This window comes from Kitasatospora sp. NPDC098663 (genome assembly GCF_044760075.1).
Classification (GTDB): domain Bacteria; phylum Actinomycetota; class Actinomycetes; order Streptomycetales; family Streptomycetaceae; genus Kitasatospora.
In genome coordinates, this window is record NZ_JBIWAP010000006.1 from 165407 (window position 1) to 181590 (window position 16184).

The window sequence follows — 16184 nt, forward strand, 5'->3', positions numbered from 1 at the left end:
GGGAACGCCGGAGGGGCCCGTCACCGCTGAGTCGGTGACGGGCCCCTCCGGCGTGCGCGGGCCGGGGCTACTCGAACTGGTCGACCTTGTACGGGCGGGTGCCCTGGGCCTCGGACTTGATGATCGAGGCGCGGTTCTTGAAGCGGTCGGTGTCCAGGTCGTGCTCCTCCAGGAACTCCAGGGTGGCGGCGTGCACGGCGCCGAGGACCGGGACGGAGGCGTTGAGCGCGTTGTCGGTCATGAACCGGCTGCCCCACGGCGGGCTCGCCCAGGCGTGCCGGAAGCCGAACGGCTCGGGCAGGCCCAGGCCGCCGCCGAGCCAGGAGAGCAGCCCGGGGAGGCGGGTGAGCGGCGCGCGCAGGGCCTGGCGGACCACCTCGTCGTTGTCGATCAGGGGGAGCTTGACGGTGCGCTCCTCCCAGAACTTGCCGGTCTTCTGGACGGTCTTCTCCCTGGCCGAGGGCTTGTCGGAGAAGACGCCGTTGACCGGGCCGAGCGCGTAGCCGGCGACGGTGACGGTGAGGGTGTTGGCGAGCAGGGTGACGGTGACGGTGAAGGTGATGATCAGCTTGCCGTCGAAGGTGATGAACTGGGTGGCGAGGTAGTGCCGGGGGCCGCCGCCGGCGAAGGTCTGCTTGTCGGCGATGGTCTGGAGGGCGAAGTCGCGCATCCGGTCGCCGTCCATGTCGGCGTTGCCGGGGCGGGAGATCTCGTCGGCGTTCTCGCCGATTTCGAGGACCGCCCACTGCTTGACCGTGATGTTGGTCATCCCGCTGTTGGCGACCTCGCTGACGGCGAGCCCCTTGAGGTGCGAGGAGATCTTCCGGACGAGGTCCCAGGGGTGGAAGGCGCGGAAGTCGGAGTGGCCCGCGGCGGGGCGCATCACGTCGACCAGGCGCCATTCGCCCCAGCGCTTGCCGACGCCGAGGATGCCCTTGGGGCCGGCGTAGTGCTGGACGTTGGTCTCCTGCTCGGCCTCCATGCGGGCGAGCTTGTCGCGCAGGTCGACGGCCTTCTTGTCGAGGTCGTCGCGGGGGACGGCCTTGGACACGGTGGCGGCGACGGAGCTGCCCTCGGCGAGGGCGAGCCAGCGTTCGCGGAGCTCCTTGGTGGAGCGCAGCACGATGCGCCGGGCGAGGATCCCGCCGATGATGGGCGGGATCATGGCGACGCGCAGGTAGACGCCGAGCGGGCCGTGGACGGGGGGCTTGACGAGGAACAGGACGGAGACCACGGCCGCGGCCAGGAGCGCGAGGGCGCCGTAGAGCTCGTCCTGGAGGGCCTTGCCCTTCATGAGGTAGATGCGCAGGTAGAACGCACCGATCCAGATCAGGGTGCCGGGCAGGGCGAGCAGGCCGAAGAGCACGGTGACCACGGTCAGCTTGCGGTCCCGCGCGGCCCGCAACTCCTGCGCGGCCAGGCAGTGTTCGACGATCTGGCGGGTGTCGGTGCCGAACGAGGGCACGATCGGCTTGCGCCCGGCACCGACGGTGCGGGAGATGACGGCGGCGCTGAACGCCTCGCCGAGGTTCGCCTCGAAGAGCTTGAACCGGGGCTTCTTGTGGGTCGCGGCGGTGACCTTGCCGACGAAGTCCTCGATCTTGCCGTCGCGGTACGCGACCGAGGAGAGCGCCGGGGTGACTCCGGTTTGCGGCCCGGCGTCGGTGCGGGGTATCTGCGCACCCGGAGTCATGTCGAGTGTGGTCACGGTGGCGTCCCCTCCTCCCCTTGTCAGCGGCAGGTTATCGTGCCGCGGTGTCGCCGCGCGCATGATCGTCTGAAGTGCCGTCACGATCGGGCCGCGCCCGGGCCTGAGGGGCATGATGCCCAGCTTCGGGCTGGTCGATACCCGGTCGGCGGCGGGTCGTCGGGGTGGTGCAGGATGGCCGTGACGGCTAGGAAGGGAGCCCAGGGCGATGGATCCGGTGCTGGTGTTCGACGGGGACTGTTCGTTCTGCTCGTCCTGCGTGCGGTGGGCGGAGCGCTATCTGCGGCAGACGCTGGCCTCGGGGGGCTGGGAGGCGGTGCCGTTCCAGTTCGAGGACCTGGCGGCGCTGGACGCGCGCGCGGGCGGGCTGGGCGAGGTGAGCGCGGAGCGGGCGGAGCGCGAGGTGCTGTGGGTGACGCCGACGGGCCGGGTGTACGGGGGCGCGCAGGCGGTGGCGCGGCTGCTGATGCGTTCGGGCGGCGCGTGGGCGTACCTGGGGGCGGTGCTGGCGTCGGCGCCGGTGCGGCCGGTGGCGGCCCTGGCGTACCGCTGGGTGGCGCGCAACCGGCACCGGATGCCGGGGGGTACGGCGGCGTGCTCGCTGCCGCGGCGGCAGGGCGCTCAGTCGGTGTAGCGGGTGGCCAGGGCGGTCGGCATGGGTTCGTGGCGCAGGTAGGCGCGGGAGAACTCGGCGGTGCCGTGGGTGAGTGAGCGCAGGTCGACCGGGTAGCGGACGAGTTCGAGTTCGGGGACCTCGGCGCGCAGCAGGGTCAGGCCGGGGCCGCCGGTCTCGGTGCCGAGGACGCGGCCGCGGCGGGCGGAGAGGTCGCCGAGGACGGCGCCGAGGTAGTCGTCGGGCAGCAGGACGGTGACGGCGGCGACGGGTTCGAGCAGCCGGATGACGGCGTGTTCGGCGGCGTCGCGCAGGGCGAGGGCGGCGGCGGCCTGGAAGGCCGCGTCGGAGGAGTCCACGGAGTGGGCCTTGCCGTCGGTGAGGGTGACCCGGACGTCGACGAGTGGGTGGCCGGTGGCGACGCCCTTGGCGAGTTGGGCGCGCAGGCCCTTCTCGACGGAGGGGATGAAGTGCTTGGGGACGGCGCCGCCGACGACGTGCTCCTGGAACTCGAAGCCGGAGCCGGCCGGGAGGGGTTCGACCTCCAGGTCGCAGATGGCGTACTGGCCGTGGCCGCCGGACTGCTTGACGAGCCGGCCGTGGCCGGCGGCGGCGGTGCCGAAGGTCTCGCGGAGGGCGACCTGGGGTTCGACGGTGTCGACGTGGACGCCGTGCCGGGTGCGCAGGCGGTCGAGGACGACCTCGGCGTGGGCCTCGCCGGTGCACCAGAGGACGAGCTGGTGGGTGGCGGGGTTCTGTTCGAGGCGTAGGGCCGGGTCCTCGGCGGTGAGGCGGGTGAGGGCCTGGGAGAGCTTGTCGTCGTCGGCCTTGCTGTGGGCTTCGACGGCGATCGGGAGCAGGGGCTCGGGGACGGTCCAGCCGTCGAGGTCGACGGGGTGGCCGGGGTCGTGGACGGTGTCGCCGGCGCGGGCGGTGGTGAGCTTGGCGATGCAGACGAGGTCGCCGGCGACGGCGTGCGGGACGGGCCGCTGGAGCTTGCCGAAGGGGCTGCTGAGGGCGGTGACGCGTTCGTCGCCGTTCTGGTCGGCGCTGTGGGCGGGGCCGGCGAGGTGGATGCGGGTGTCGGGGCGCAGGGTGCCGGCGTACAGGCGCAGCAGGCTGATCCGGCCGACGTAGGTGTCGCCGGTGACGCGGACGACCTGGGCGGCGAGCGGGGCGTCGGGGTCGCAGTCGGGGGCGGGACGGGTGCGTTCGCCGGGGTCGGGGAAGGTGTGGACGATCAGGTCGAGGAGTTCGGTGGCGCCGAGGCCGTTCTCGCTGGTGGGGACGGCGGGGTGGAGGGCGCAGCCGAGGACTTCGCGGCGCAGGCCGGCTTCGAGGGCGTCGGTGTCGAGGGTGTCGCCGGAGAGGTAGCGCTCCATGAGGGTGTCGTCCTGGCCGGAGATGGCCTCGACGAGGCTGTCGTGGGCCGGCCCGGTGTCGGGCAGCGGGGCGGCCCGGCCGTAGGTGTCGCCGGTGAGGAGGTCGACGCTGCCGTCGGGGCGGCCGTCGTGGAGGACGGGCAGGAAGAGCGGGCGGAGGGTGTCGGGGCCCAGGTCGAAGGCGTCGTGGCAGGCGGTGAGGATGTCGTCGAAGCCGGTGCGGGCGAGGTCGAGTTTGGCGACGGCGATGGCGCGCGGGATGCCTTCGGCGGCGCACTCGCGCCAGAGTGCGCGGGTGGGGGCGGTGACGGGGTCGGTGGCGGAGACGACGAAGACGGCGGCGTCGGCGGCGTGCAGGGCGGCGCGCAGGTCGGCGGTGAAGTCGGGGTGGCCGGGCGGGTCGATCAGGTTGATCTTGACGCCCTTCCATTCGAGCGGGAGCAGCGAGAGCTGGACGGAGCGCTGCTGGTGGTGCTCGATGTCCTCGTGGTCGGAGACGGTGCTGCCGTCGGTGACGCGACCGGCCCGGCCGGTGGCGCCGGCGGCGAGGGCGAGGGATTCGGCGAGCGTGGTCTTGCCCACACCGCTGGAGCCGATGAGGACGACGTTGCGCAGGTCCCGGGGGGAGGTGACGGCGGGTGCCTGGGCGGCTCGTGCCGTGCTGCGGTCGGGCATCGGGGTCTCCTCCCGTCGCGCCGGGGCTGTCCTTCGAAAGTGTAGGTGCGGGTGCTGCGGCGGCGCGTGTCGTACGGGTGGGCGGTGACCGTCCGTGTGTGGGACGTGGCCGGGGTGTCGTCGGGCGGTGCGTGCGACGGAGCGTGCCTCCGGCCTGGCTACGATGGGTGGGCCGGACGGGCTGATCCGTCCGGCCGTCTGCCGCGCGTGTTGCGCCAGGCGGGTACCAGGGAGATCGGAGCGGTCGGGAAGGCCATGCTCAACAAATACGCGCGTGCCTTCTTCACACGTGTTCTGACCCCGTTCGCCGCGTTCCTGATCCGGCTGGGCGTGAGCCCGGACGCCGTGACGCTGATCGGTACGGCCGGTTCGGTGGCCGGTGCGCTGGTGTTCTTCCCCCGCGGGGAGTTCTTCTGGGGCACCATCACGATCACGCTGTTCATCTTCTCGGACCTGGTGGACGGGAACATGGCCCGCCAGCTGGGCCGGAGCACCAGGTGGGGAGCGTTCCTGGACTCCACGCTGGACCGGGTCGCGGATGCGGCGATCTTCGGTGGTCTGGCGATGTGGTACGCGGGCAAGGGTGACGACAACCTGCTGTGCGCGGTGGCGATCTGCTGCCTGGCGAGCGGGCTGGTGGTGTCGTACACCAAGGCCCGGGCGCAGAGCCAGGGGCTGCCGTGCGACGTGTCGGGGCTGGTGGAGCGGGCCGAGCGGCTGGTGGCCAGCCTGGTGGCGGCCGGGGTCGCGGGTCTGCACAAGTTCGGGGTGCCGTACGTGGAGTGGCTGCTGCCGGTGGCGCTGTGGCTGGTGGCGGTGGGCAGTCTGGTGACGGTGTTCCAGCGCATGCTGACCGTGCGCCGGGAGGCGTTCGAGGCCGACCGAGCGGCGGCCGGGAGCTGATGGGGGGCGTCCTGCGGTGACGGACCGACTGGTGTACTGGGCGTACGCGCTGGGCTGGGCGGTGCTGAAGCACCTGCCGGAGCGGGTGGCGCGGGGCCTGTTCGACCGGCTGGCGGACTACGCCTGGCGCCGGCGCGGCAAGCGGGTGCTCCAGTTGGAGGCGAACCTGCGCCGGGTCCGTCCGGGTCTGGACGAGGCGGGCCTGCGGGCGCTGTCGCGGGCCGGGATGCGCTCGTACCTGCGGTACTGGATGGAGTCGTTCCGGCTGCCGGTCTGGAGCCGGGAGCGGGTGGCCCGGGACGTCCGGTCGGAGGGTCTGGAGAACCTGCGCGCGCCGATCGAGGCCGGTCGGGGCGCGGTGATCGCGCTGCCGCACATGGGCAACTGGGACCTGGCGGGCACCTGGGTGGCGCAGCTGGGCTTCCCGTTCACCACGGTCGCGGAGCGGTTGAAGCCGGAGCGGCTGTTCGACCGGTTCGTGGAGTTCCGGGAGGGCCAGGGCATGGAGGTCCTGGCGTTGACCGGGGGCGGGGTGAACGTGATCGGCACGCTGGCGCGACGGCTGCGCGAGGGCCGGCTGGTCTGCCTGGTGGGGGACCGGGACCTCTCGGAGGCGGGCGTGGGGGTGTCGTTCTTCGGGGAGGCGACCCGGATGCCGGCCGGTCCGGCGGCGCTGTGCCAGCGCACCGGGGCGGCGCTGCTGCCGGTGACGCTCTGGTACGACGGCCCGGTGATGCGGGCACGGATCCACCCCGAGGTGCCGGTGCCGCAGGAGGGCGACCGCAAGGAGCGGGCGCAGGTGATGACGCAGGCGCTGGCGCGGGTGTGGGAGCAGGCGATCCGCGAGCACCCCGAGGACTGGCACATGCTGCAGCGGTTCTGGCTGGCCGACCTCCCGGTCCGTGAGACGGTGGAGGAGGCGGCCGAGCCGCACTCCGAGGCGGCCCGGGCGGCCGCGCCGGAGCCGGCCGGCGAGCCGGCGGCCGAGGCCTCCGGGTCCTGATCCCGGCCAGCAGGAGTACCCGAAGGAGCATGAGGAACCCGTGAAGATCGGCATCGTCTGCCCGTACGACTGGGACGTCCCCGGTGGGGTGCAGTTCCACATCCGGGACCTGGCCGAGCACCTGATCGGTCTGGGCCACGAGGTCTCGGTGCTGTCGCCGGCCGAGGACGAGGAGGCGCTGCCGCCGTACGTGGTCGGTGCCGGGCGGGCGGTGGCGGTGCCGTACAACGGGTCGGTGGCGCGGCTGAGCTTCGGCGTCCTGTCGGCGGCGCGGACGCGGCGGTGGTTGCACGAGGGCCGGTTCGACATCCTGCACGTGCACGAGCCGGCGGCGCCGAGCGTGTCGATGCTGGCCGCCTGGTCGGCGTCCGGGCCGATGGTGGGGACGTTCCACACCTCCAACCCGCGCTCGCGGGCGATGATCGCGGCCTCGCCGATCCTGCAGCCCGGCCTGGAGAAGATGCGGGCCCGGATCGCGGTGTCGGAGTACGCGCGGCGGACGCTGGTGGAGCACCTGGGCGGCGACGCGGTGGTGATCCCGAATGGCGTGGACGTCGGCTTCTTCGCGGACGCCGAGCCGGACGAGCGCTGGTGCGGCGGTGCGGCGGCCGGGGAGCCGGGCACGATCGGCTTCGTCGGCCGCATCAACGAGCCGCGCAAGGGCCTGCCGACGCTGCTGGCGGCGCTGCCGAAGATCCTGGCCGAGCGGCCGGGCGTGCGGCTGCTGGTGGCGGGCAAGGGGGACGAGGAGGAGGCCGTCGCCGGCCTGGCGCCGGAGGTCCGCCGCCAGGTGGAGTTCCTCGGCATGGTGAGCGACCGCGACAAGGCCCGGCTGCTGCGCAGCGTGGACCTGTACGTGGCGCCGAACACCGGTGGCGAGAGCTTCGGGATCATCCTGGTCGAGGCGATGTCGGCGGGCGCCCCGGTGCTGGCCAGCGACCTGGACGCGTTCAAGCAGGTGCTGGACGGCGGGGAGGCGGGCGAGCTGTTCCCGGTGGAGGACGCGGACGCGCTGGCCACCGCGGCGCTGCGGCTGCTGGGCGATCCGGAGCGGCTGGGGGAGCTGAGCAAGGCCGCCTCGCGGTACGTGCGGCGGTTCGACTGGTCGACGGTCGGCGCGGACATCCTGGCGGTGTACGAGACGGTGGCGGCGGGGGCCGCGGCGGTGGTCGAGGAGGACGTGCGCAGCGGCCGGCGCGGCCGGTTCGGCCTGGCCCGGGACTGAGCCCGGCGGCCCCGGGACTTTTCCGGGGTGTCGGCGGCGTTAGGGTCGGTCGACCGTATTCGGGCACGACGCATGGGGGCACCGATGCCGCAGATCTCCGTCGACTACTCGCCGAGCCTGGCCGGCTCCTTCGACCGCCGGGCGCTGGGCGTGGCGATCAACCGGCTCGCGGTGGGGACGATCGACGCGAAGCCGGAGGCGTGCAAGACGCTGTTCCGGCAGAACGACGACTTCGTGGTGGGGGAGGGCGAGGGGGCCGCCGCGCAGGTGTACGTCGAGTTCCAGATCTTCCCGGGCCGTACGCCGGAGGCGAAGGCGGCGCTCAGCGAGGGCGTGCTGGCGCTGCTGGCGGAGCACGTCGCGCCGGCGCCGGGCACCCGGCTGCACACCGCGGTGAACGTCTCCGACGTCGACCGCGGGTCCTACCGGAGCGCGAGCGCGGAGGGCTGAGCCGGTGACACCCGGTAGCGTTGCGCCCCGTGACTACCTGGATCTGGGCCGGCGTGGCCGTGGTGCTGTTCGGCATGTACCTGAGTTGGACGGCCGGTCGGTTGGACCGGCTGCACGCCAGGATCGACGCCGCGCGGGCGGCGCTGGACGCGCAGCTGGTCCGGCGGGCCTCGGTGGCGATGGAGCTGGCCACGTCCTCGCTGCTGGACCCGGCGGCCTCGCTGCTGCTGCTGGACGCGGCGCACGCGGCCCGGCAGGCCGAGGACGACCAGCGTGAGGTGGCGGAGAGCCAGCTGAGCCTGGCGCTGCGGGCGGTGTTCGCCGAGCCGGAGCAGGTGGCGGCGCTGGTGGCGGAGCCGGGCGGGGAGGACGCGGTGCGCGATCTGACGGCGGCGGTGCGCCGGGCGCCGATGGCGCGCCGGTTCCACAACGACGCGGTGCGGGCGGCCCGGGCGGTGCGCGAGCACCGTCTGGTGCGGTACTTCCGGCTGGCGGGGAAGGCCCCGTTCCCGCTGGCGTTCGAGATGGACGATGCCCCGCCGCCCGCGCTCACGCCCGAAGGGGCACCCGCCTAGGCTGTGCTCGGATACGGCCCGTTTGTCGCATCCCGTCGTCCGGGCTGGACTTGGTGGCGCATGGTTGCGTCACCCGTTCCGCCTACCATAGGGCGATAGCACTGGTTCATCTTCGAGTGAGGTCTCACGTGTCCACCACCCCCACCACCGCAGACCAGCCGCAGATCGGTACCGCCCGGGTGAAGCGCGGCATGGCCGAGCAGCTCAAGGGCGGTGTGATCATGGACGTGGTCAACGCCGAGCAGGCCAAGATCGCCGAGGACGCCGGCGCGGTGGCCGTCATGGCGCTGGAGCGGGTTCCGGCCGACATCCGCAAGGACGGCGGCGTGGCCCGGATGTCCGACCCGAACATGATCGAGGAGATCATCGAGGCGGTCTCCATCCCGGTGATGGCCAAGTCGCGGATCGGTCACTTCGTCGAGGCCCAGGTCCTCCAGTCGCTCGGTGTCGACTACATCGACGAGTCCGAGGTGCTGACCCCGGCCGACGAGGTCAACCACTCCGACAAGTGGGCCTTCACCACCCCCTTCGTCTGTGGCGCCACCAACCTGGGCGAGGCCCTGCGCCGCATCGCCGAGGGCGCGGCCATGATCCGCTCGAAGGGCGAGGCCGGCACCGGCAACGTGGTCGAGGCCGTCCGCCACCTGCGCCAGATCAAGAACGAGATCGCCAAGCTGCGCGGCTTCGACAACAACGAGCTGTACGCCGCCGCCAAGGAGCTGCGCGCCCCGTACGAGCTCGTCAAGGAGGTCGCCGAGCTCGGCAAGCTGCCGGTCGTGCTGTTCTCCGCCGGTGGCGTGGCCACCCCGGCCGACGCCGCGCTGATGCGCCAGCTCGGCGCCGAGGGCGTCTTCGTCGGCTCGGGCATCTTCAAGTCGGGCGACCCGGCCAAGCGCGCCGCCGCCATCGTGAAGGCCACCACCTTCTACGACGACCCGAAGATCATCGCGGACGCCTCCCGCAACCTCGGCGAGGCCATGGTCGGCATCAACTGCGACACCCTGCCGGAGACCGAGCGCTACGCCAACCGCGGCTGGTAGTCGCCCCCCTGTGCCGGCCCGTCGCAGCGCCCTGGCGCGCGGCGGGCCGCGTCACGTACATCCGTAGAACGATCGAACGAGGTTGAAGACCGTGAGCACTCCAGTCATCGGCGTCCTCGCCCTCCAGGGTGACGTCCGCGAGCACCTGGTCGCGCTGGCCGAGGCCGACGCGCTCGCCCGCCCGGTGCGCCGTGCCGAGGAGCTGGCCGAGGTCGACGCGCTGGTGATCCCCGGCGGGGAGTCCACCACCATGTCCAAGCTGGCGCTGCTGTTCGGCGTGATGGACCCGCTGCGCGAGCGGGTCGCCGCCGGGATGCCGGTGTACGGCACCTGCGCGGGAATGATCATGCTGGCCGACAAGATCCTGGACGGCCGGGACGACCAGGAGACCGTCGGCGGCATCGACATGACCGTGCGCCGCAACGCCTTCGGCCGTCAGAACGAGTCCTTCGAGTCCGGTGTCGCCTTCGAGGGCCTGGGCGACGCGCCGGTGCACGGCGTCTTCATCCGGGCCCCCTGGGTCGAGGGCGTCGGCGCGGGTGTCGAGGTGCTGGCCGAGCTGCCCGCCGCGGACGGTCCGGAGAGCCGGATCGTGGCCGTGCGCCAGGGCAACCTGCTGGCGACCTCCTTCCACCCGGAGCTCACCGGCGACCACCGCGTGCACGCCTACTTCGTCGCGATGGTCGAGGAGCACCTGGGGCGGCGCTGACCGTGTGCGCCTTTCCGGTGACGACACCGGTAAGATCTCATCTGTTTCATTTCCCTTTGGCGACGTAAAGGAGCTGGCGAATGTCCGGCCACTCTAAGTGGGCTACCACCAAGCACAAGAAGGCCGTGATCGACGCCAAGCGCGGCAAGCTCTTCGCCAAGATGATCAAGAACATCGAGGTGGCGGCGCGCACCGGCGGTCCCGACCCGGCCGGCAACCCGACCCTCTACGACGCCATCCAGAAGGCGAAGAAGAGCTCGGTCCCGATCGACAACATCAACCGTGCCGTCAAGCGCGGTGGCGGCCTGGAGGCCGGCGGCGCCGACTACCAGACCATCATGTACGAGGGCTACGGCCCGAACGGCGTCGCCGTCCTGATCGAGTGCCTCACCGACAACCGCAACCGCGCCGCCTCCGACGTGCGCGTCGCGATGACCCGCAACGGCGGCTCGATGGCCGACCCGGGCTCGGTGTCGTACCTGTTCACCCGCAAGGGCGTCGTGATCGTCCCCAAGGCTGACGGCGTGGACGAGGACAAGCTCTTCGAGGTCGTCCTCGACCAGGAGCCCGAGGAGATCAACGACCTCGGCGACGCGTTCGAGATCGTCTCCGAGGCCGCCAAGATGGTCGCCGTGCGCACCGCGCTGGTGGACGCCGGTGTCGACTACGACTCGGCCGAGGCCAACTTCCTCCCGAGCATGCAGGTCGAGCTGGACGTCGACGGCGCCCGCAAGATCCTCAAGCTGATCGACGTGCTGGAGGACAGCGACGACGTGCAGAACGTCTTCGCCAACTTCGACATCTCCGACGAGGTCGGTGCGCAGCTCGACGCCGAGTGATCGTTCTCACTCCCCGGCCCGGCGGTCTCCCGACCGCCGGGCCGGTGTCTTTGCGGGCGCTGTCGGACCCGGACGGTAGCCTTCGCAGGTCGCCCGCCGTCGGGCCGGAGGGCCTGTTCGGGCCGGAGCGCCCGGAGGCGGACGGCGACCAACGAGAGGCGGGGCTGTGGTACGGGTACTGGGCGTGGACCCGGGGCTGACCAGGTGCGGGATCGGCGTGGTCGAGGGCGCGCCGGGGCGGCCGCTGCGGATGGTCGGGGTCGGCGTCATACGCACCCCCGCCGAGGACGAGATCGGGCGGCGGCTGCTGCTGGTGGAGCAGGGCATGGAGGCCTGGCTCGACGAGCACCAGCCGGAGCTGGTCGCCGTCGAGCGGGTGTTCGCCCAGCACAACGTCCGGACGGTGATGGGCACCGCCCAGGCCAGCGCGGTCGCGATGCTCTGCGCCACCCGGCGCGGCATCCCGGTCACCCTGCACACCCCGAGCGAGGTCAAGGCCGCCGTCACCGGCTCCGGCCGGGCCGACAAGGCGCAGGTCACGGCCATGGTGCAGCGCCTGCTGCGGCTGGACGCCCCGCCCAAGCCCGCCGACGCCGCCGACGCGCTGGCGCTGGCCATCTGCCACATCTGGCGCGGCGGGGCGGTCAACCGCCTGGAGGCCGCGGTACGGGCGGCCCGCGCCACCCCCCTGAAAGGAAGCAGCCGGTGATCGCCTTCGTGCAAGGGCCCGTGGCGGCCATCTCCTCCGGGCTCGCCGTGGTCGAGGTCGGTGGGGTCGGCATGGCCGTGCAGTGCACGCCGAACACGCTGGCCGGGCTCCGGCTGGGTGAGCCCGCCCGGCTCGCGACCTCGTTGGTGGTCCGGGAGGACTCGCTGACCCTGTTCGGCTTCGCGGACGACGACGAGCGCGCCGTCTTCGAGATCCTCCAGGCCGCGCCGGGCGTCGGCCCGAAGCTGGCGCAGGCGATCCTCGGGGTGCACAGCCCCGACGCGCTGCGGGCCGCGGTGGCCGGCGGCGACGAGAAGGCGCTGGTGGCCGTGCCCGGCATCGGGAAGGCGAAGGCCGCCAAGCTGCTGCTGGAGTACAAGGACAGGCTGGGCGCACCGCACGGCGCGGTGCCGGCGCAGAAGCCGATCGCGAGCGGCCCGGCCCCCTGGACCGAGCAGCTGCACTCGGCGCTGACCGGTCTCGGCTACGCTCCGCGCGAGGCGGACGACGCGGTCGTGGCCGTCACCCCCGAGGCGGAGGCCCAGCAGACGCCGGACGTCGGCGCACTGCTCCGGCTCGCCCTGCGCGGCCTCAACCGATCCCGCTGAAGCCATCTGGCGATCTGTCCTCTTGTCGACTTTGGAGCATGTGCTGATGAGTCCGTACGACTCGGACCCGGGCGACCGGCTGGTGACGGCCGCCGCCGACGGGGAGGACCAGGCGGTCGAGGCGGCGCTGCGCCCCAAGCAGCTGGACGAGTTCATCGGTCAGGAGCGGGTGCGCGAGCAGCTGTCCCTGGTGCTCCAGGCGGCCCGCAAGCGCGGCAGCGCGCCCGACCACGTGCTGCTCAGCGGGCCGCCCGGGCTGGGCAAGACCACCCTGTCCATGATCATCGCCGCCGAGCTGGGCGCCCCGATCCGGATCACCTCCGGCCCGGCGATCCAGCACGCGGGGGACCTCGCGGCGATCCTCTCCTCGCTCGCCGAGGGCGAGGTGCTCTTCCTCGACGAGATCCACCGGATGTCCCGTCCGGCCGAGGAGATGCTCTACATGGCGATGGAGGACTTCCGGGTCGACGTGATCGTCGGCAAGGGCCCGGGCGCCACCGCCATCCCGCTGGAACTGCCGCCCTTCACCCTGGTCGGCGCCACCACCCGGGCCGGCCTGCTGCCGCCCCCGCTGCGCGACCGCTTCGGCTTCACCGGGCACATGGAGTTCTACGCCCCGGCCGAGCTCGAACGGGTGGTGCGCCGCTCGGCCACCCTGCTGGACGTGGAGATCGACCCGGCCGGCGCCGCCGAGATCGCCGGCCGCTCGCGGGGGACGCCGCGCATCGCCAACCGGCTGCTGCGCCGGGTCCGCGACTTCGCGCAGGTGCGGCACGACGGCCAGGTCACCGCGGAGATCGCCGCCCGGGCGCTGGACGTCTACGAGGTGGACGCCCGCGGACTGGACCGGCTGGACCGCGCGGTGCTGACCGCGCTGCTGCGGCTGTTCGGCGGCGGTCCGGTCGGTTTGTCGACTCTCGCGGTCGCGGTGGGGGAGGAGTCCGAGACGGTCGAGGAGGTGGCGGAGCCCTTCCTGGTCCGCGAGGGCCTGCTCGCCCGGACCCCGCGCGGCCGGATCGCCACCGCGGCGGCCTGGCAGCACCTGGGGATGACCCCGCCGGTCCAGACCACCCGGGGCGCCGTACCCGCGCAATCCGAACTCCTGCGGGCCGACGAGGGCTGAACGGGTGATCGTCGCCCGCCGGTTCCCGGGAGGCGTCCGATGCGCCACCCCGGTGAGCGGCCCGCGTGCGGGCCGGGGGCGAAGTCCGGGGAAACTGTGCAGGCGGAGGGTCGCCACTTTCGGCGGCAGGATGCGATGCTTGGCGTTGTCCGATCAGTTCGGGGTCGCCTAGACTCCGCCGGACCGCCCCGCTCACCTGACGGGCCGACCAATACCACACAGGCCGCCGGTCGGCGGCCCGTAAAGGACCCTGGCTGCAGTGAACTTCATCATCCTTCTCCTCCCGATCATCGCGATCGTGCTCATGTTCCGGTCGCAGAAGAAGCGCCAGTCGCAGATGCAGCAGATGCAGACCTCGCTGGAGCCAGGGGCGGGGGTGCGCACCATCGGCGGCCTGTACGCCCAGGTGAAGGCGGTCAACGAGGAGACCATCGAGCTGGAGATCGCGCCCGGCGTGGTCACCCACTTCACCAAGAGCGCGATCGCCGCTGTCCTGGACCCCCAGGAGTACGACGCGATCATCAACGGTCGCCCCGCCGATGACGAGCTGGCCGAGCCGGAGGCCGAGGACGCCGACGCCGAGCCGGTCGAGGACAAGCCGGCCGAGGACAAGCCGCTGACGCTCACCAAGGACGGCGGCGCCAAGGGCGACGTCGAGGGCGGGGCTCCCGCGAGCAAGTAGTACGGTCGGGCACCAGCCCGGCCGCGCGGCCCAGTGCCGCGAGCCCACAGGACCTCAGGGCCGCAGAACCGCCATGCCCCCGTCCCGCCACAAGCCGGACGGGGGTCCGGTTGGGGGGAGTGGCATGGACAGGGAGAAACGAGCAAGGTGGCAACACCCAAGTCGCGCCCGCGCGACGGCTACCCAGGGCGGGCGCTGGCCCTCATCCTGGTCGTCACCGTCGGACTGGTCGCCCTCATGTTCGGGACGGGCCACACCAAGCCCCGGCTCGGAATCGACCTCGCCGGTGGCACCAGCATCACGCTGACCGCGAAGTCGACAGACCCCAAGGCGATCAGCAAGTCCAACATGGACATCGCCACCGGGATCATCGAGCGCCGCGTCAACGGCATGGGTGTCTCCGAGGCGGAGGTGCAGACCCAGGGCGACAACACGATCATCGTGAACATCCCCAAGGGCGGCAACCAGCAGAACGCGGCGGACCAGGTGGGTACCACCGCCAAGCTGTACTTCCGCCCGGTCCTCGCGGTGGCGCCCAGCGGCTTCACGCCGCCGGCGCCCACCGCCTCCCCCTCGGCCACCGGCACCCCGAGCGCGGCCCAGTCCGCCGGGTCCACCGCCTCGCCCGGCGCGAGCGCGTCCGGCACGCCCAGCGCGAGCGGCACCAAGCAGGGCCGCCCGGCCGGTGAGGCGCTGGCCGCCGACGCCAGCCCGAGCGCCGCCGCCACGGGCGCGAGCACCGCCCCGAGCGCCGCCACCACGCCGTCCGCGCCCGCCACCCCGCCCAGCGCCGCGGACGTCAGCGCCGCGATGACCCAGGGCACCGTGCCGCCGGAGCTGGCCGCGGCCTTCACCGCCCTCGACTGCACCAAGCCGGAGGTCCGCTCGGCGCAGACCGGCCCCGAGGACAAGGCCGTCGTCGCCTGCTCGCAGAAGCCCGAGAACGGCTACTACGAGAAGCTCGCCCTCGGCCCCGTCGCCGTGAAGGGTTCGGACGTCTCCAAGGCCCAGCCGAGCCTCGACACCCAGACGGGTGCCGGCTGGCAGGTCCAGCTGCAGTTCAACGGCGCCGGCACCGACGCCTTCACCAAGGTCACCGGCCAGCTCGCCACCCAGACCCCGCCGAACAACCAGTTCGCGATCGTGCTGGACAACCAGGTCGTCTCGCACCCCGAGGTCAAGAACGTGATCCCCGGCGGCAGCGCCGTGATCACCGGCCGCTTCAGCCAGACCGAGGCGCAGGACCTGTCCAACGTGCTGGGCTACGGCGCCCTGCCGCTGGAGTTCACCAAGAGCGACATCACCACCGTCTCCCCGGCGCTCGGCAGCGACCAGCTCGAGGCCGGTATGGTCGCCGGCGCGATCGGCATGCTGCTGGTGGTGCTCTACTCGCTGGTCTACTACCGCGGCCTCGGCCTGGTCTCGATCGCCGGTCTGCTCGTCTCGGCGGCTCTGACCTACTCGATCATGAGCCTGCTCGGCGCCGGGATCGGCTTCGCGCTGAACCTGCCCGCGGTCTGCGGCGCGATCGTCGCGATCGGCATCACCGCCGACTCCTTCATCGTCTACTTCGAGCGCATCCGCGACGAGGTCCGCGAGGGCGCCCCGCTGCGCCCGGCGGTCCAGCGGGCCTGGCCGCGCGCCCGGCGCACCATCCTGGTGTCGGACTTCGTGTCCTTCCTCTGCGCCGCCGTGCTCTACGTGGTCTCGGTCGGCAAGGTCCAGGGCTTCGCGTTCACCCTGGGGCTGACCACCGCGCTGGACGTCGTGGTGATCTTCCTCTTCACCAAGCCGGTCATCACGCTGCTGGCCCGGCGCAAGTTCTTCGCCAACGGTCACCCGTGGTCCGGCCTGGACCCGAAGCGGCTGGGCGCCCGCCCGCCGCTGCGCAGCAGCCGTCGTCGTAGCCCCTCCTCTGCCGCCGTGAAGGAGGCCTGACA

Annotated in this window: 16 protein-coding genes; 14 read left to right on the forward strand and 2 right to left on the reverse strand. The window is 72.6% G+C overall.

Translation table 11 applies throughout. The annotated features are described in order from the left end of the window. Positions 1–67 precede the first annotated feature (67 nt). On the reverse strand, positions 68–1708 hold the full coding sequence (locus ACIQVZ_RS08815; protein WP_402448251.1) for a hypothetical protein: 1641 nt from the start codon (positions 1706–1708) through the stop codon (positions 68–70). A 208-nt stretch (positions 1709–1916) separates the two neighbouring features. On the opposite strand from ACIQVZ_RS08815, the gene ACIQVZ_RS08820 reads away from it, so the two are divergent. Then, a complete protein-coding gene (locus ACIQVZ_RS08820) occupies positions 1917–2342 on the forward strand; it encodes a thiol-disulfide oxidoreductase DCC family protein (RefSeq protein ID WP_402448252.1) in 426 nt (141 codons plus the stop codon). Here the strand turns inward: ACIQVZ_RS08820 and ACIQVZ_RS08825 are convergent. Beyond that, a complete protein-coding gene (locus ACIQVZ_RS08825) occupies positions 2330–4378 on the reverse strand; it encodes an elongation factor G-like protein EF-G2 (protein WP_402448254.1) in 2049 nt (682 codons plus the stop codon). The genes ACIQVZ_RS08820 and ACIQVZ_RS08825 overlap by 13 nt on opposite strands. Positions 4379–4633: 255 nt before the next feature. On the opposite strand from ACIQVZ_RS08825, the gene pgsA reads away from it, so the two are divergent. The 13 genes from pgsA (at position 4634) to secD (ending at position 16182) form a co-directional block, all read left to right on the forward strand. Then, positions 4634–5281, forward strand: a complete 648-nt coding sequence (gene pgsA, locus ACIQVZ_RS08830; protein WP_363583060.1) for a phosphatidylinositol phosphate synthase — start codon at positions 4634–4636, stop codon at positions 5279–5281. Positions 5282–5297: 16 nt separating this feature from the next. Continuing rightward, positions 5298–6284 carry a phosphatidylinositol mannoside acyltransferase gene (locus ACIQVZ_RS08835; protein ID WP_350877887.1) on the forward strand — a complete coding sequence of 329 codons (987 nt, stop codon included), beginning with the start codon at positions 5298–5300 and terminating at the stop codon, positions 6282–6284. 40 nt (positions 6285–6324) lie between these two features. Further along, positions 6325–7509 carry a glycosyltransferase family 4 protein gene (locus ACIQVZ_RS08840; protein ID WP_350877886.1) on the forward strand — a complete coding sequence of 395 codons (1185 nt, stop codon included), beginning with the start codon at positions 6325–6327 and terminating at the stop codon, positions 7507–7509. Between the two features lie 84 nt (positions 7510–7593). Further along, positions 7594–7959: a 5-carboxymethyl-2-hydroxymuconate Delta-isomerase gene (locus tag ACIQVZ_RS08845; protein ID WP_402448258.1), complete on the forward strand. Its 366-nt coding sequence runs from the start codon at positions 7594–7596 to the stop codon at positions 7957–7959. Positions 7960–8033: 74 nt separating this feature from the next. Then, positions 8034–8534: a hypothetical protein gene (locus ACIQVZ_RS08850; RefSeq protein ID WP_063350972.1), complete on the forward strand. Its 501-nt coding sequence runs from the start codon at positions 8034–8036 to the stop codon at positions 8532–8534. A gap of 128 nt (positions 8535–8662) precedes the next feature. Beyond that, positions 8663–9574, forward strand: coding sequence for a pyridoxal 5'-phosphate synthase lyase subunit PdxS (pdxS, locus tag ACIQVZ_RS08855; protein WP_350877884.1), 912 nt, complete (start codon positions 8663–8665; stop codon positions 9572–9574). A 91-nt stretch (positions 9575–9665) separates the two neighbouring features. Continuing rightward, positions 9666–10283, forward strand: coding sequence for a pyridoxal 5'-phosphate synthase glutaminase subunit PdxT (gene pdxT / locus ACIQVZ_RS08860; protein ID WP_063350971.1), 618 nt, complete (start codon positions 9666–9668; stop codon positions 10281–10283). Between the two features lie 80 nt (positions 10284–10363). Further along, on the forward strand, positions 10364–11122 hold the full coding sequence (locus tag ACIQVZ_RS08865; protein WP_350877883.1) for a YebC/PmpR family DNA-binding transcriptional regulator: 759 nt from the start codon (positions 10364–10366) through the stop codon (positions 11120–11122). A gap of 166 nt (positions 11123–11288) precedes the next feature. Further along, positions 11289–11831, forward strand: coding sequence for a crossover junction endodeoxyribonuclease RuvC (gene ruvC / locus ACIQVZ_RS08870; RefSeq protein WP_350877882.1), 543 nt, complete (start codon positions 11289–11291; stop codon positions 11829–11831). After that, a complete protein-coding gene (gene ruvA / locus ACIQVZ_RS08875; RefSeq protein ID WP_402448262.1) occupies positions 11828–12439 on the forward strand; it encodes a Holliday junction branch migration protein RuvA in 612 nt (203 codons plus the stop codon). The genes ruvC and ruvA overlap by 4 nt, the downstream gene beginning before the upstream one ends. Before the next feature lie 46 nt (positions 12440–12485). Further along, the gene (ruvB, locus tag ACIQVZ_RS08880) at positions 12486–13562 is read left to right on the forward strand and encodes a Holliday junction branch migration DNA helicase RuvB (protein ID WP_402448265.1); all 1077 of its coding nucleotides are present in this window, start codon (positions 12486–12488) and stop codon (positions 13560–13562) included. A gap of 259 nt (positions 13563–13821) precedes the next feature. Then, positions 13822–14244 carry a preprotein translocase subunit YajC gene (gene yajC / locus ACIQVZ_RS08885; protein WP_350877879.1) on the forward strand — a complete coding sequence of 141 codons (423 nt, stop codon included), beginning with the start codon at positions 13822–13824 and terminating at the stop codon, positions 14242–14244. Between the two features lie 147 nt (positions 14245–14391). Next, complete coding sequence (gene secD, locus ACIQVZ_RS08890) at positions 14392–16182, forward strand: protein translocase subunit SecD (protein ID WP_402448268.1); 1791 nt, start codon at positions 14392–14394, stop codon at positions 16180–16182. Positions 16183–16184 lie beyond the last annotated feature (2 nt).

Bases quoted from the DNA above. Each gene is read 5' to 3' on its own strand.
- ACIQVZ_RS08820 (WP_402448252.1), top strand. From the start codon at position 1,917: ATGGATCCGGTGCTGGTGTTCGACGGGGACTGTTCGTTCTGCTCGTCC.
- ACIQVZ_RS08825 (WP_402448254.1), bottom strand. From the start codon at position 4,378: ATGCCCGACCGCAGCACGGCACGAGCCGCCCAGGCACCCGCCGTCACC.
- pgsA (WP_363583060.1), top strand. From the start codon at position 4,634: ATGCTCAACAAATACGCGCGTGCCTTCTTCACACGTGTTCTGACCCCG.
- ACIQVZ_RS08845 (WP_402448258.1), top strand. From the start codon at position 7,594: ATGCCGCAGATCTCCGTCGACTACTCGCCGAGCCTGGCCGGCTCCTTC.
- ACIQVZ_RS08850 (WP_063350972.1), top strand. From the start codon at position 8,034: ATGTACCTGAGTTGGACGGCCGGTCGGTTGGACCGGCTGCACGCCAGG.
- ACIQVZ_RS08865 (WP_350877883.1), top strand. From the start codon at position 10,364: ATGTCCGGCCACTCTAAGTGGGCTACCACCAAGCACAAGAAGGCCGTG.
- ruvB (WP_402448265.1), top strand. From the start codon at position 12,486: ATGAGTCCGTACGACTCGGACCCGGGCGACCGGCTGGTGACGGCCGCC.